This window comes from Caballeronia sp. INML2 (genome assembly GCF_023631365.1).
GTDB lineage: Bacteria > Pseudomonadota > Gammaproteobacteria > Burkholderiales > Burkholderiaceae > Caballeronia > Caballeronia turbans.
On sequence record NZ_JALQDH010000015.1, the window covers coordinates 15582 to 29547 of the forward strand.

The following is a 13966-nucleotide window of genomic DNA, read 5'->3' on the forward strand; positions in this document are numbered from 1 at the left end:
TTACTCGTGATCGCCCATCATGGTCTGCTGGTAGTTCTGGATGCCGACCTTGTCGATCAGATCGAGTTGCGTTTCCAGCCAGTCGATGTGCTCTTCGGTGTCGTGCAGGATCTTTTCGAATATTTCGCGCGAGACGAAGTCGCGCACCGACTCGCAATACGCGATGGCTTCCTTGCAGGTGGACTGGGAAATCTGCTCGAGCTTCAGATCGCATTCGAGGATTTCCTTGGTCTCTTCACCGATCAGCAGCTTGTGCAGGTCCTGCAGATTCGGCAGTCCGTCTAGCATGAACACGCGCTGGATCAGCCAGTCGGCATGCTTCATCTCGCCGATCGATTCGTCGTACTCGTGCTTGTTCAGCTTCTCGAGGCCCCAGTGCTGATACATCCGGGCGTGCAGGAAGTATTGATTGATCGCGGTCAGTTCGTTCTTCAACTGCGCGTTCAAAAATTCGATGACTTTCGCGTCGCCTTGCATGATTTTGATTCCTGTTCTAAACGTGGGGCTTTTGAAAAGATAAACCTTGAGCGTGGCAATGCCAAGGTTGAGAAGAAATTTTTTGTTTCGATGAAACCGGGAATGAAAACCTTTCTCAGCTGGCGGCGTTGCAAAGAAAAGAGCCGGGTGGATCGCCCGGCTCGTGCCCATCAGTAGCGGTGGCAAACCGCCGTCAAGCGGCAATCAAGCCGTCGCGACCGGAATTTTGCCGATCTTCGCCTGCCATTCTGCGGGGCCCGTCTTGTGGACCGACGTGCCGGTCGAATCGACGGCGACCGTCACCGGCATGTCCTGCACGTCGAATTCATAGATCGCTTCCATGCCGAGGTCTTCGAACGCGAGCACCTTCGCCTCGCGGATCGCCTTTGATACGAGATACGCCGCGCCGCCGACCGCCATCAGATACGCGGCCTTGTGATTCTTGATCGCCTCGATCGCGACCGGGCCGCGCTCGGCCTTGCCGATCATCGAGATGAGGCCGGTTTGCGCGAGCATCATCTCGGTGAACTTGTCCATGCGGGTGGCCGTGGTCGGGCCCGCCGGGCCGACGGCTTCGTCGCGCACCGGATCCACCGGACCGACGTAGTAAATCACGCGGTTCGTGAAATCCACCGGCAGCTTTTCGCCCTTGGCGAGCATGTCGGCGATGCGCTTGTGCGCGGCGTCGCGGCCCGTCAGCATCTTGCCCGACAGGAGCAGCGTCTGACCCGGCTTCCACGACGCGACTTCTTCCGGCGTCAGCGTGTTCAGATCGATGCGCTTGCTGGTTTCCGTGTTCGGCGCCCAGGTGACCTTCGGCCATGCGTCGAGCGGCGGCGCTTCGAGCTTCGCCGCGCCCGAGCCGTCGAGCGTGAAGTGCGCGTGGCGCGTGGCCGCGCAGTTCGGGATGATCGCGATGGGCTTCGACGCCGCGTGCGTCGGCGCCGCCATGATCTTCACGTCGAGCACGGTCGCGAGGCCGCCGAGACCTTGCGCGCCGATGCCGAGCGCGTTCACTTTCTCGTGCAGTTCGACGCGCAATTCTTCGATCCAGTCCTGCGGTCCGCGCGCGATGACGTCCTGAATATCGATCGGGTCCATCAGCGATTCCTTCGCCATGACCATCGCCTTTTCAGCAGTGCCGCCAATGCCGATGCCGAGCATCCCCGGCGGGCACCAGCCGGCGCCCATCGTCGGCACGGTCTTCAGAATCCAGTCGACGATCGAATCCGACGGATTCAGCATCGCGAACTTCGACTTGTTCTCCGAGCCGCCGCCCTTGGCCGCGACCTGGACGTCGACCTTGTCGCCCGGCACGATCTCGTAGTGGATCACGGCCGGCGTGTTGTCCTTCGTGTTCTTGCGGCCGCCTTCGGGCGGACTTACGATCGATGCGCGCAGCACGTTGTCCGGGTTCAGGTAACCGCGGCGCACGCCTTCGTTGATCATGTCGGTGACCGACATCGTCGCGCCGTCCCAGCGCACATCCATGCCCACTTTCACGAACACCGTGACGATGCCCGTATCCTGGCAGATCGGGCGCTTGCCTTCGGCGCACATGCGGCTGTTGGTCAGGATCTGCGCGATCGCGTCTTTCGCGGCGGGGCTCTCTTCCAGCTCGTAGGCGCGGCCGAGCGCCTGAATGTAGTCGAGCGGATGGTAGTAGCTGATGTATTGCAGCGAATCGGCGATGCTCTGAATCAGGTCTTCCTGCTTGATGACGGTCATGGCTTGGGCTCTGGGGGACGAAATTTTTGCGTGCGTTCTATCGGACGCTTCAGTCGAGCGCGCTTCGGGGCGCGATGGTCTCGCTGTGAAAGTGCTTCGGATGCGTGTGCGTGGTCAGCCGGTCGACGTACGCCATGATGAGCGCGGAAACGAGGAACGCGACGTGGATGACAACCTGCCACAACACCGTGTGGAACGTGTGCTGGTCAGGGTTGATGAAGGTTTTCAGCAGGTGGATCGACGAGATGCTGATGAGCGCCATCGACAGCTTCACTTTCAGCACGCCCGCGTTGACGTGATCGAGCCACTCGGGTTCGTCGGGATGACCTTCGACGCCGAGGCGCGACACGAAAGTCTCATACCCGCCGACGATCACCATGATGAGCAGATTGGAGATCATCACCACGTCGATCAGGCCGAGGACCACGAGCATGATGTTGGTTTCGTCGAGCGTCATTGCGTGCGTGACGAGGTGCCACACTTCCTTCAGGAACAGCACGACGTAGACGCCTTGCGCGACGATGAGGCCCAGGTAGAGCGGCACCTGGAGCCAGCGGCTCATGAAGATGACTTTCGGCAGCACTTTCATCGAGCCGGACTGAGGGGGCGAGGCGGGAGAATGCTTGGGAGCGGACATGGGCGGCTTTTCAGTCGAGGCAGGTCGGACCGGACACGATGACAGGCGAATATGACGAACAAAACGTGCGATGCGCCGGCAAACGCGCGCTTGAGCGCAATTGCGGTGTCAGGAAGCCCGTTATTGTAGCGCGTCACCCGGCGCGCCTGCCGAAAGCTTTCAGAATTCGCTTAACGGTTGAGCCGTTCCTGAAGGACCGTTTCCCGCGGCACGGAGCCGGCGGAGCGCGGTTTGAGGCTCGCGAGCGCGATGCCCGTCACGACACACGCGAGCGCGACGCCGTGCGCGAGCGTCGGCCGCTCGTCGAGGAAAGCGATGCCGTAGAGCGCCGCCGCGACGGGCAGAACGGCACAGAACACGCCGGCGAGACTGCCGTCGACGTGACGTATGCCTTTCATCCACAGCCAGAAGGAGAAGACACTGGCGGAGAGTCCATACCATAAGACGAGCGCCCACGTGTCCCAGGCGACGCTGGCCCAGTCGAAGTGCGCGAGCGAGGTCGCGCCCGATCCGACGACGGGCAGCATCAGCAGCAGACCGATGGCGTGCGTGTACGCGCAGATGTCGATGGCGGGCAGCGTCTGCGTGAGACGGCGCGACAGGATCACGTAAAGCGATTCGCAGCACACCGCGCCGAGCACCATCAGATTGCCGGGCAACGAGCTCGCGCCCGTGTCGCCGGCCTGAGCGACGTTGATGACGAGCACGCCCGCGATAGCCAGCCCGATCGACGCGAGCGCGCGGCCGCCCGGCTTCTCTTTCAGGAAGATCCACGCGAAGAGCGCGACCACGGCCGGGATCGTGCTCGTGATGACGCCCGCCGCGACCGCGCTCGTGCGCGCGACGCCGTTGAGCATCAGCAACGTGAATCCGAACGTGCCGAACAACGCCTGCAGGAAAAGATTGATCCACTCGCCGCGCGCGACGCGCTTCATCTTCGACCAGCGCAGGAGCGGCCAGAGCACCGCCAGCGCAATCACGAAGCGCAGCAGGGCGAAGAGCGGCACGGGAACGAAAGCGACGATCGACTTGCCGATGCCGACGTTGCTTCCGACGAGCAGCATGGCGCCGATGAGTAAGAGGGCGTAGCGATTCAAGCTGGATACCGCGCGCATAGTTCAGTTACGATTGTGGGGACGCATTGTAGAAGCCCCGCGGACTCCGTGTATACCCCGTGCCCGTTGGATCGGCCACGTAAGAAGCGGGTAAGTTCAACGGCTTATCTTGAAATCAATGCAGGATGTCATGGGCGCGCGAATGTGACCTGACATGCTGTTCGTGCCGCCCCGGCACGGTTCAAGGAGACAAGGTCGGACACGGGAACGCCGCGCGCATCCCGCGTTCGAACCTCATAAACATGCGGCGCACGCAACCCATTCAGCGATGTGCGCGCCGCCGGATTTTGGAAACACCATCAGGAGAGGTTGTCGATGTCTGCGATCGAATCGGTTCTTCAGGAAAAACGTGTGTTCCCGCCGTCAGCCAAGGCAACTGCGGGCGCCGCAATCTCCGGCATGGACGCCTACAAGGCGCTTGTAGCGGAAGCGGAGCGTGATTACGAAGGCTTCTGGGCGCGCGTCGCGCGCGAGACGCTCGCCTGGCACAAGCCCTTCACGAAGGTGCTGGACGAATCGAAGGCGCCGTTCTACACGTGGTTCGAGGACGGCGAGCTCAATGCGTCGTACAACTGTCTCGACCGTCACGTCGAAGCGGGGCGTGGCAACGAGAACGCGATCATTTTCGAAGCCGACGACGGCACCGTCACCAACGTCACCTATGCGGAGCTGCTCGAGCGCGTCTGCCGCCTCGCCAATGCGCTCAAGAAGCGCGGCGTCAAGAAAGGCGACCGCGTGGTGATCTATCTGCCGATGTCGGTGGAAGGCGTGGTCGCGATGCAGGCGTGTGTGCGCATTGGAGCCACGCATTCGGTCGTGTTCGGCGGCTTCTCGTCGAAGTCCCTCAACGAACGTCTCGTCGATGTCGGGGCGGTCGCGCTCATCACCGCCGACGAGCAGATGCGCGGCGGCAAGGCCCTGCCGTTGAAGAGCATCGCCGACGAAGCGCTCGCCGCGGGCGGCTGCGAGAAAGTGAAGGACGTCATCGTGTATCGCCGCACGGGCGGCAAGGTCGCATGGACCGAAGGCCGCGACGTGTGGCTGCACGAGCTCGTCGAGAACGAACCGGCGAAGTGCGAGCCGGAGTGGGTGAGCGCGGAGCATCCGCTCTTCATCCTCTATACGTCGGGTTCGACGGGCAAGCCCAAGGGCGTGCAGCACAGCACGGCGGGCATCCTGCTGTGGGCCGCGCAGACGATGAAGTGGACCTTCGACGTGAAACCGGGCGATGTCTTCTGGTGCACGGCGGATATCGGCTGGATTACCGGGCACAGCTACATCGCCTATGGACCGCTCGCGATCGGCGCGACGCAGGTGATGTTCGAAGGCGTGCCGACATATCCGCACGCGGGCCGTTTCTGGGAGATGATCGCGCGCCACAAGGTCACGATCTTCTACACGGCGCCCACGGCCATCCGCTCGCTCATCAAGGCGTCGGAAGCGGACGAGAAGGTGCATCCGAAGAGTTTCGACCTGTCGACGCTGCGCATTCTCGGCACCGTGGGCGAGCCGATCAATCCGGAAGCGTGGATGTGGTATCACGAGAACGTCGGCAAGGGGCAATGCCCGATCGTCGATACATGGTGGCAGACCGAAACCGGCGGCCACATGATCACGCCGCTGCCGGGCGCGACGCCGCTCGTGCCGGGATCGTGCACGCTGCCGTTGCCGGGCATCATGGCGGCGATCGTCGATGAGACCGGCCAGGACGTGCCGAACGGGCAGGGCGGCATTCTGGTCGTGAAGCGCCCCTGGCCGTCCATGCTGCGCAACGTCTGGGGCGATCCGAAGCGCTATCAGACGAGCTACTTCCCCGAGGAACTCGGCGGGAAGCTGTATCTCGCCGGCGACGGCGCGGTGCGCGACAAGCAGACCGGCTACTTCACGATCATGGGCCGTATCGACGACGTGCTGAACGTCTCCGGTCACCGTCTCGGCACGATGGAAATCGAGTCGGCGCTGGTCGCCAATCCGATGGTCGCGGAAGCGGCGGTCGTCGGCCGGCCGGACGATACGACGGGTGAAGCCGTGGTCGCGTTCGTCGTGCTGAAGCGCACGCGTCCGGAGGGCGACGAAGCGAAGCAGATCGCGACCGAGTTGCGCAACTGGGTCGGCAAGGAAATCGGCCCGATTGCGAAGCCGAAGGACATCCGCTTCGGCGAGAACCTGCCGAAGACGCGCTCGGGCAAGATCATGCGTCGCCTCTTGCGCTCGCTCGCGAAGGGCGAGGAAATCACGCAGGACGTGTCGACGCTGGAAAACCCCGCCATCCTCGATCAGCTCGGCGAAGCGCGCTGATCTCGCGACGGCCGCTGCCCGATGCGGGCGCGGTCGATCCTTATTGCCGATGCCATGCGGTTTTGTTAAAAAGCCGCATGTCCGATTTCTCCCCGACGCCCGCCGCACCGCCGCCCGTATCGGCGGCGATGGCGCGCGCGCATCGACGCTACTGGCGTTTCAACGTCGCGCTGATTGCCGTGCTGATGACGATCGGCTTTGTCGTCTCCTTCGGCGTGCCGCTTTTCGCGCAGCGTTTCCAGCACGCGCGCGTTGCGGGCTTTCCGCTGCCGTTCTACTTCGGCGCGCAGGGCGCGATTCTCGTCTATGTCGCGCTGATCCTCGTCTATATCGTGCTGATGCAAGTCGCCGATGCGCGTTTGCTGCGCGCCGCCCGATCGGAACAGGGCGACGCGGCATGAAGCTCACGAACCGGCTCATCCTTTCCTACGCGCTCTATACGCTCGGCTTTTTGCTTTTCATCTTCCTGATGGAGCGCATCGAGCGCACGACGGGGCCGGGCATGTGGATCGGCTACGTGTTCCTGTTCGTGCCGATCGCGGTGTATGCGGTGATCGGACTCCTGTCGCGCACGTCCGATCTCGTCGAATACTATGTGGCCGGGCGGCGCGTGCCGTCCGCGTTCAATGGCATGGCGACCGCCGCGGACTGGCTCTCGGCCGCGTCGTTCATCGGTCTGGCGGGCTCGATCTACGCGAGCGGCTACGATGGCCTCGCCTATGTGATGGGCTGGACGGGCGGCTACTGCCTCGTCGCGTTCCTGCTCGCGCCCTACGTGCGCAAGCTCGCGCGCTACACGATCCCCGATTTTCTCGGCACGCGCTTCTCCAGCAATCTCGTGCGCGCGCTCGCGGCGGTCGCGGCGATTCTCTGTTCGTTCGTGTACCTGGTCGCGCAGATCCAGGGCATCGGATTGATCGCGTCGCGCTTCATCGGCATCGAGTTTTCGATCGGCATCTTCTGCGGCCTCGCGGGCATTCTCGTGTGCTCGTTTCTGGGCGGGATGCGCGCGGTGACATGGACGCAGGTCGCGCAATACATCATCCTCATCAGCGCGATGCTGATTCCGGTGTCGATGATCGCCCATCGCGAAGGGCTGGGCTGGTTTCCGCAATTCAACTATGGGCGCGTGATGGAGCGCGTCGAAGCGCTCGAGCGGGCCGTCGCCGTCTCACCCGAGGAAGCGCGCGTGCGTGCCGATTATCAGCGTCAGGCCGCGCGGATTCAGCAGCGCATCGACGCGTTGCCGCGGTCGTTCCACGACGAGCATGCGCGGCTCGTTGCCGAGATTGCCGAATTGCGGCGGCACAACAGCCCGCTGCGCGAGATCAACGAGCGTGAGCGCGAGCTCGCGGCGTTTCCGCGCGATCCCGCCGATGCGCAAGCCAAATGGTCGCGCGAACGCGACGCGCTGATCGATCGCCTCGCCGCGCCCGTGCCGATGACCGAGGCGTTCGCGCCCGGCTCTTCCGTCGACGAAAGTCCGCGCGTGCATCAGGTGAACTTCCTGTCGTTGCTCTTGTGCCTGTCGATCGGCACGGCGAGCCTGCCCCACATCCTGACGCGCTATAACACGACGACGTCGGTCTCGTCTGCGCGGCGTTCGGTCGGCTGGACACTGTTCTTCGTCGCGCTCTTTTATTTGACGGTGCCGGTGCTCGCCGTGCTGATCAAGCACGAGATATTGACGGGACTGGTCGGTCATCGCTTCGCGGATCTGCCGCAGTGGGTCACGCAGTGGCGGCGCGTGGAGCCGTATCTGATCCGTATCAGCGATGTGAACGGCGACGGCATCGTGCGCTGGGCCGGCATCCAGATGCAGCCGGACATGGTGGTGCTCGCGGCGCCCGAGATTGCCGGATTGCCGTATGTGATCTCCGGCCTGATCGCGGCGGGCGCGCTGGCGGCCGCGCTCTCGACGGCGGACGGCCTGCTGCTCACGATCGCCAACGCGCTGTCGCACGACGTTTACTACTGCATGGTCGATCGCCACGCAACCAGCCAGCGGCGCGTGACGATCTCCAAGATTCTGCTGCTGGGCGTGGCTTTGCTGGCTTCGTATGTGGCGTCGCTCAATGAGGGCAACATTTTGTTTCTCGTGGGCGCGGCGTTTTCTCTTGCGGCGTCGAGTCTCTTTCCGGCGCTCGTGCTCGGCGTGTTCTGGAAGCGGACGACGCAGCGCGGCGTCGTCGCGGGGATGATTGCGGGGCTCGTCGTGTGCGTGTACTACATCGTGTCGACGTATCCGTTCTTCGTGCAGCTGACGGGTTTCGCGGGGCCACGCTGGTTCGGCATCGAGCCGATCAGTTCGGGCGTATTCGGCGTGCCGGCGGGGTTCGCGGTGGCGATCGCGGTCAGTCTTCTGGACCGCAAGCCCGATGCGTACACGCGCGCGCTCGTCGATTACATTCGTCATCCATAGGGGCTGGCGCACGCGCGGGAAGTTGGTATAATCGCGGTCTTCCGGAGAGATGGATGAGTGGTTTAAGTCGCACGCCTGGAAAGCGTGTATAGGGTAAAACCTATCGGGGGTTCGAATCCCCCTCTCTCCGCCAGAATCTTAAGCCCTTGATCATCAAGGGCTTTTTTACGCGCATTGATTTCGATGTGCATAAGCCAGACGCGAACACAGACGCGACCCATCAGCACAGCAGCGTTCGCTTGGTTCCCACCTGCAACCCTGCCCACTTTCATCGTTTTCTTGGCTCGTCCCCGCATCTGCGAGCGCGCATTATCGACGACTCACTTGATAATTCGAAAATTCGGATAACTACGCAAGACGAACGGCGCGCGCGGTCATAGCAAGGCGGGCACGCTATTGACAAGGACTGGGGGAAAGAGAGAAAGGCCGAAAATCGATGTCGTAAGAGTAGTGGGCGCCGGTATGGCTGCGCCTCTAATAATGCTCGATGAACTCTCGCACATGGCAGGGCGCAGCGGCCCATGCAACCCACCTCTTACGACATTCAGAAGGATAGTCGATGCGGGGAAGAAAGGAATCGGATTAGTCGCGTTATGTGAGCGACGAACCTTTCAGCCGCGGTACGACTCAGCGGCGCGCCGGTTTCCGGGCGAACGCCGCAATCGGATCGTCGTCCGGTGTGTTCACTGCGGTCTGAACGGGTGCCTTGTGCGCCGTGTGCTTGATTTTCTGCGGTGCAACAGACTTTTGCGGGTTGCGGACGACTTCCGCGCTGGATACCCAGTGCTCGGTGTATCGCGCGCTGGCGGGTGCGGCGCTCGAAAAGAGCGCCACGGCGACCGGTATCAGGATAATGCTGGGTGTTCGCATGGCTGTGATGTTGGTTTGACGGTACGGCATCGCGAAACGGTGCAGGCGCGGCATGCCGTGTGCCCGGTGTAGAGGAAAAGCCCGTGCGGGGCACGGGCATCGGATCGATCCCGTTCGCGTCCCTGGCGACACGCGAGCGAGGTGAAAAAAGCTCAGTGCGAGGTCATGATCATCTGAGCGGTCTGGTTTTCGGCGTCGTAGTGCAAGGCGGCGTTCGCGGCCTGCGCCTCGTGAATCAGAACTTCGCGCGCGGCTTGGGCGCCTCGCTCATAATCCGATTTCGCCGCGTGTTCCTCGAGGGCGGCGATGAGCGGCAACTGCTCCTCCGCGACCGAACGCATCAGATTCAGAATGTCGCGGCGCATCGATTCGGGATACGAGCAGAGTTGTTCGAAACCGCCGGGCGCCGAAACGATATTCACGAGCGACATGAGCAGCCGGGCGCGGTTGGCGCAATGCTCGCTGATCTGCACCGATTGCGAAAGCGTGACGTAGCCGTTTGCGTCGACGGAAATCTGCAGTTCCTTCATCTTGTGAGTCTCTTGCAAAGAACAGAAGGGCTGCATTTAAGCGGCTTCAGCGGTAAAAAACGCTCGGACGAATCCTATTACCCCTGCGCGCGACGATCCTTTACCTTCGTATGCGATTGCTCACGCAAAGCGTCGCACGAGCGTACGCCAGAAAGCGCGCCAGCGGCCCGGCGCGACGACGCGCGACGCATCCATGTCGCGCTGCCAGGTCGCGTTTTCTCGATCGTCACGCGCCGACGTGACCAGTGTCCCGAAGTACATGGCGAAGCTCCTTTGCGGGTATCGATGACGGAAGGCGTCGCCCTGCGCGACAGCCATCCGCTCAGGATGCCGATGCATCGGCAGCCGCGAAACCCCGATGACGGCGGCCGCCGGATGGATGGGGCGCAGCCGCCGCGCGGAGATGGACGAAAGGACGGCGCGCGAGGCCGAACGAGGCAGCGAGCGCAGGCGCCTGAGCGCCGCGCGCGATTCGTCGCGGGCTGTCTTGTCGAGCCAGCGCACCGCTTCGTCGACGGCGTCCTTGTCTTGCAGCGCCGGCGCGACACGCCGCAACGCTGCCTCGCCCGCGGGCACGTCGTGGAGTCGCACAAGCACGGCCTGCGCCGCGAGCAGTTGCGCCATCGTTGCCTGCTCGAGCTTTTCGCGCCGGTGCTCGAGCGCGGGCATCGTCATAACATTGCGCGGCATCAAAGAAGCGGCGACGAAATTGCATTCGATCACGCAACGAAGTTCATTCCCACGTGGGTGAAGGTCGCGGTGGCGATCGCGCTCGGCCTCGGCACGATGGTCGGCTGGAAGCGCATCGTCGTAACCGTGGGCGAGAAGATCGGCAAGCAGCATTTGACGTACGGGCAGGGCGCGTCGGCTGAAATGGTGGCGATGCTAACGATTGGCGCGGCGGATGCCTGCGGCCTGCCGGTCTCGACGACGCACGTGCTGTCTTCGGGCGTCGCGGGGACGATGGCCGCCAACGGGTCGGGGCTGCAATGGAGCACTGTGCGCAGCCTCGTGCTCGCGTGGGTGTTGAGGCTCCCGGCCTCGATCGCGCTGGCGGCCGGCCTTTACTGGGCCTTCCGACATCTCTTCTGAGGCCTGGAAGTTCAGGCGTTCGCAGGGCGGCCGGTCTTGACCGTTTCGAGCGCTTTGATCGCTTCGATGAGACGCTTTTCGGGCGCGGCGTCGAGCATAGCCAGCGCGGCGCGCAGAAGTTCGCTCTTCTTCACGCGCACGCCGTTCTTCTGGCACTTCTCCTTGAGCGTGGCGATCTTCGCGTAGTCCGATTTAGGCATCGTGAAGCTGTCGCGCACGACCTTTTCCTTTTTCACGCGTCTGGGTTTTGCGTCGGACTTGGGCTGACTCTCGACGGTCTTCTTCGCTGCGGCGGCTTCGACCGAAGAGGTCTTCGCGGCCGGCTTTGCGGCGGGCGCTTTCGCGGGTGGTTTCTTCGTAGTCTTCGGCGTCGCGGCGGCCTTTGTATGCGTTTTCTTGCCTGTGTTTTTGTCCACTTTCCCGGGAGCCTCGGTCTTGTCAGCGGCGCGGTTCGGGGAAGGGAACGCCTTCCTGGTCGGTGCCTTGACTTGCGGTGTACTCATCCGTTTTCTCCTCATGTGTGGAGAAAACAGTATATACGGTTTTTAGGCGCGCATTCCCGGTCGCACGGGGGAACGCGGGTCGCCCGGACAGTGGACCGCGTCCCCGCAAAAGCGCCGGCGCGCGGCCGGCGTCGTGGACAAAAACATCTGCCGGGTTATTGCTTTATCGTCCCGGTCGATTGCGACCCCTGCGACTGATTCGGCGACATGCCTTGTTCGCGTTGCTGCATGAGCGTGCCGCTGCCCGATGTGCCGGACTGCACGCCGCCTTGCGACGCATCGCCCGTGCGCGGACTCGGCATCGGCTCGCTCTTGCCTGGCTGCATTTGCTGCTGGCGCTGCATCAACTGATCGCGTGACATTTCCTGCGAAAGCGCCGCAGTGCTGGCGAGCGCGAGAAGCGCGCCGGCGATCATCATGGGGGTTCTCATATCCGTCTCCTTTGAGGTCGGCGCCAGTCGCGCCGCTTGCATTCTTGTTAGCATCGAACGTGCCGCGCTGAAGTCGCATTAGGATTGTCCTTATTTATGTCTGAAACGACGATAAAGGCCGATAAACGGATAGCATATTCAACAGGCAATCAAGGGCGCGGTCTATTACAATTCGCGATCCAAACAATCTCGAACTCACTGAATCCGACTCAAAGGGCTGAACGCCACGGAGTATTTCATGTCGATCACATTGAACGATTTACTGGAATGGCGCGATCGTTTGCCCGAACCGTCGGGCGAAGAAGCGCAGATGGTGGGCGCGTTGATCACGCGCCGCGAGGCGGAGTTGCGTATCCGTATCGCGGATTTGATCGCGTCGGTCAGCCAGCGAGAAAACTGGAAACTGCAACGCTGCGCGGCAATTGCCCGGCGCGCGGAGCAGGCGCCGATTCACTATCTCGAATCGATTCACAAATTTTTTCAGGATCGCGACGAAGGAACGCATCGTTTCGAAACGCCCGCTGTTCTTTCCGACTTCTTCACGGAAAATCGACCGGAGCCGCAGGTGCCTCGTGCGCCCGTGCAGAAGTCTTTCGTGGCCACTGGCAGAGCCGGCACGCCCGCCCCGATCATCGACCTGCACGGCGTGATGGGCACGCTGGAATCCCGGGTCGCCAATACGCCGGGCATTGCGTGCGGCATACAGGGCATCAGGATCATGCGCATGGTCGCGCTGATGTCGAAAGCGCGCTCCGCCCAGATCGCAAAGTTGAGAATGAGCGGCACGCAGGCGTCTTATCGTCACTCGTGAAGTTCGGCCATTATTCGTCGCGTTCTGATTTCGTCGCTTTAGGTTTTATGGTGTATTACTTGTCGGACCCGCATACCGCATCGGCGTTTCATTGCACTTCGTTTGAAACGGCGGGGGTATTGCCTATACTTCATTCGACGGCTTACTGGATCGAAAACTAATGGCCGTCGTTCGTCATGCAGAATAATCGCGTTCTGCATTCAGGAAACTCGAATAACACATGTTGCGGTCCTGTTTTCCGCCAAGGTCACTGCATGACGGCGGGTCCTGAAAATGGATCTGCCAGGGAGCCATCGTGAAAAGTCTGCTGAGCAGAAGAGGGAGCTTGCTCGACAATGCGCCATCGTTTCTGGTGCGCCAGAAAGCGCACAATCCAATCCGCTTCCCCGCGCCTGAAATTCACGCGGAAGACGTGCCCAAGAACGAAGAGGTCCCGTTAGCCCCGTCTTCGACGCGCGTGACGCCGCTGCGGCCTGCCGCGGTTCCGCTTCAGCAATCCGGCAAGCAGGCGTTGCAAGCTGCGCAACTCGCCGAGGTCGAATGGCTCGTTCAGCAAGGCTCGCTTTCGACGTTTCGCACATTTCAGAGCTTTGGATATTCCGCGAGTCTGATGTTTTATCCGCGCGAGCTGATTTATTACGCCGTGCTGTATCACGAGGGCGCCGTCTGGCGGGTGCTCAAGGCCGGCGACATCGACGCGGCGGAGCCGGCGTTCCGGCATTTCGTCGAACAGGCAATGCGTCTTGCCGACGCCGAAATGCGGCGCGCGCATCTCGAGGCCCAGAACGAGCAGTTCTCGCGTCTCATTGCGGAGTCCGAGGCACAGATCGAACGCGTGCGTGTCGATCTGCATCGAGGCGGCGAGCAGGATCAGGAAGTCGCGCTCAAGCAGCAGGAAGTGCGCAAGGCGCTCGCGCAACTGGAAGGGCGACGCGTCGCCGCGCAGACGCAACTAAACAAACTACAGCGCCAACGTCATCAACTCGATGCGACCATCAACGAGAGCGTGCCGCATCTGCCGCCCATACGGTGACATTCCGTCAGATTCATCC

14 protein-coding genes, 1 tRNA gene and 1 pseudogene are annotated in these 13966 nt (G+C 62.2%); 7 read left to right on the forward strand and 9 right to left on the reverse strand.

The genetic code is table 11. From position 1 onward, the window contains the following. The 4 genes from bfr to NCT32_RS05000 form a co-directional block, all read right to left on the reverse strand. Positions 1–477 (reverse strand): bacterioferritin, encoded by a 477-nt coding sequence (bfr, locus tag NCT32_RS04985; RefSeq protein WP_014190999.1) that lies wholly within the window; start codon positions 475–477, stop codon positions 1–3. A gap of 204 nt (positions 478–681) precedes the next feature. Beyond that, the gene (locus tag NCT32_RS04990; protein ID WP_061120129.1) at positions 682–2205 is read right to left on the reverse strand and encodes a fumarate hydratase; all 1524 of its coding nucleotides are present in this window, start codon (positions 2203–2205) and stop codon (positions 682–684) included. 49 nt (positions 2206–2254) lie between these two features. Further along, entirely contained in the window at positions 2255–2842 is a 588-nt protein-coding gene (locus NCT32_RS04995) for a TIGR00645 family protein (protein WP_061120128.1), read from the reverse strand. Between the two features lie 170 nt (positions 2843–3012). After that, a complete protein-coding gene (locus tag NCT32_RS05000; RefSeq protein ID WP_061120160.1) occupies positions 3013–3939 on the reverse strand; it encodes a DMT family transporter in 927 nt (308 codons plus the stop codon). A gap of 333 nt (positions 3940–4272) precedes the next feature. Between NCT32_RS05000 and acs the strand changes: the two genes are divergently transcribed. From acs to NCT32_RS05020, 4 genes are all read left to right on the forward strand, one after another. Further along, entirely contained in the window at positions 4273–6255 is a 1983-nt protein-coding gene (acs, locus tag NCT32_RS05005) for an acetate--CoA ligase (RefSeq protein WP_061120127.1), read from the forward strand. 77 nt (positions 6256–6332) lie between these two features. Continuing rightward, complete coding sequence (locus NCT32_RS05010; protein ID WP_061120126.1) at positions 6333–6656, forward strand: DUF4212 domain-containing protein; 324 nt, start codon at positions 6333–6335, stop codon at positions 6654–6656. Beyond that, a complete protein-coding gene (locus NCT32_RS05015; RefSeq protein ID WP_061120125.1) occupies positions 6653–8677 on the forward strand; it encodes a sodium:solute symporter family protein in 2025 nt (674 codons plus the stop codon). The genes NCT32_RS05010 and NCT32_RS05015 overlap by 4 nt, the downstream gene beginning before the upstream one ends. Positions 8678–8720: 43 nt before the next feature. Beyond that, positions 8721–8810: transfer RNA gene (locus NCT32_RS05020), tRNA-Ser, on the forward strand. Positions 8811–9304: 494 nt separating this feature from the next. On the opposite strand, the gene NCT32_RS05025 is transcribed toward NCT32_RS05020, so the two are convergent. The 3 genes from NCT32_RS05025 to NCT32_RS05035 form a co-directional block, all read right to left on the reverse strand. Then, entirely contained in the window at positions 9305–9601 is a 297-nt protein-coding gene (locus NCT32_RS05025) for a hypothetical protein (protein ID WP_061120124.1), read from the reverse strand. Positions 9602–9699: 98 nt separating this feature from the next. Beyond that, positions 9700–10077 carry a hypothetical protein gene (locus NCT32_RS05030; protein WP_250476518.1) on the reverse strand — a complete coding sequence of 126 codons (378 nt, stop codon included), beginning with the start codon at positions 10075–10077 and terminating at the stop codon, positions 9700–9702. Between the two features lie 120 nt (positions 10078–10197). Continuing rightward, complete coding sequence (locus tag NCT32_RS05035) at positions 10198–10674, reverse strand: hypothetical protein (RefSeq protein WP_250476519.1); 477 nt, start codon at positions 10672–10674, stop codon at positions 10198–10200. 120 nt (positions 10675–10794) lie between these two features. Here NCT32_RS05035 and NCT32_RS05040 point away from each other — a divergent pair. Continuing rightward, positions 10795–11169: pseudogene (locus tag NCT32_RS05040) on the forward strand (inorganic phosphate transporter); the annotation flags it as partial. A gap of 11 nt (positions 11170–11180) precedes the next feature. On the opposite strand, the gene NCT32_RS05045 reads toward NCT32_RS05040, so the two are convergent. Together NCT32_RS05045 and NCT32_RS05050 are read right to left on the reverse strand one after the other, a co-directional pair. Beyond that, positions 11181–11672: a hypothetical protein gene (locus tag NCT32_RS05045; protein WP_061120120.1), complete on the reverse strand. Its 492-nt coding sequence runs from the start codon at positions 11670–11672 to the stop codon at positions 11181–11183. Between the two features lie 155 nt (positions 11673–11827). After that, positions 11828–12103, reverse strand: coding sequence for a hypothetical protein (locus NCT32_RS05050; protein ID WP_061120159.1), 276 nt, complete (start codon positions 12101–12103; stop codon positions 11828–11830). A gap of 238 nt (positions 12104–12341) precedes the next feature. Between NCT32_RS05050 and NCT32_RS05055 the strand changes: the two genes are divergently transcribed. Both NCT32_RS05055 and NCT32_RS05060 read left to right on the forward strand, forming a co-directional pair. After that, positions 12342–12914, forward strand: a complete 573-nt coding sequence (locus NCT32_RS05055) for a hypothetical protein (protein WP_061120119.1) — start codon at positions 12342–12344, stop codon at positions 12912–12914. Between the two features lie 295 nt (positions 12915–13209). Further along, positions 13210–13947: a DUF2968 domain-containing protein gene (locus NCT32_RS05060; RefSeq protein ID WP_250476522.1), complete on the forward strand. Its 738-nt coding sequence runs from the start codon at positions 13210–13212 to the stop codon at positions 13945–13947. The last annotated feature ends 19 nt before the right edge of the window (positions 13948–13966 follow it).

Coding starts and splice junctions, on each gene's coding strand:
- bfr (WP_014190999.1), bottom strand. CDS start 477: ATGCAAGGCGACGCGAAAGTCATCGAATTTTTGAACGCGCAGTTGAAG.
- NCT32_RS04990 (WP_061120129.1), bottom strand. CDS start 2,205: ATGACCGTCATCAAGCAGGAAGACCTGATTCAGAGCATCGCCGATTCG.
- NCT32_RS04995 (WP_061120128.1), bottom strand. CDS start 2,842: ATGTCCGCTCCCAAGCATTCTCCCGCCTCGCCCCCTCAGTCCGGCTCG.
- acs (WP_061120127.1), top strand. CDS start 4,273: ATGTCTGCGATCGAATCGGTTCTTCAGGAAAAACGTGTGTTCCCGCCG.
- NCT32_RS05010 (WP_061120126.1), top strand. CDS start 6,333: ATGTCCGATTTCTCCCCGACGCCCGCCGCACCGCCGCCCGTATCGGCG.
- NCT32_RS05015 (WP_061120125.1), top strand. CDS start 6,653: ATGAAGCTCACGAACCGGCTCATCCTTTCCTACGCGCTCTATACGCTC.
- NCT32_RS05025 (WP_061120124.1), bottom strand. CDS start 9,601: ATGCCGCGCCTGCACCGTTTCGCGATGCCGTACCGTCAAACCAACATC.
- NCT32_RS05030 (WP_250476518.1), bottom strand. CDS start 10,077: ATGAAGGAACTGCAGATTTCCGTCGACGCAAACGGCTACGTCACGCTT.
- NCT32_RS05045 (WP_061120120.1), bottom strand. CDS start 11,672: ATGAGTACACCGCAAGTCAAGGCACCGACCAGGAAGGCGTTCCCTTCC.
- NCT32_RS05050 (WP_061120159.1), bottom strand. CDS start 12,103: ATGAGAACCCCCATGATGATCGCCGGCGCGCTTCTCGCGCTCGCCAGC.
- NCT32_RS05055 (WP_061120119.1), top strand. CDS start 12,342: ATGTCGATCACATTGAACGATTTACTGGAATGGCGCGATCGTTTGCCC.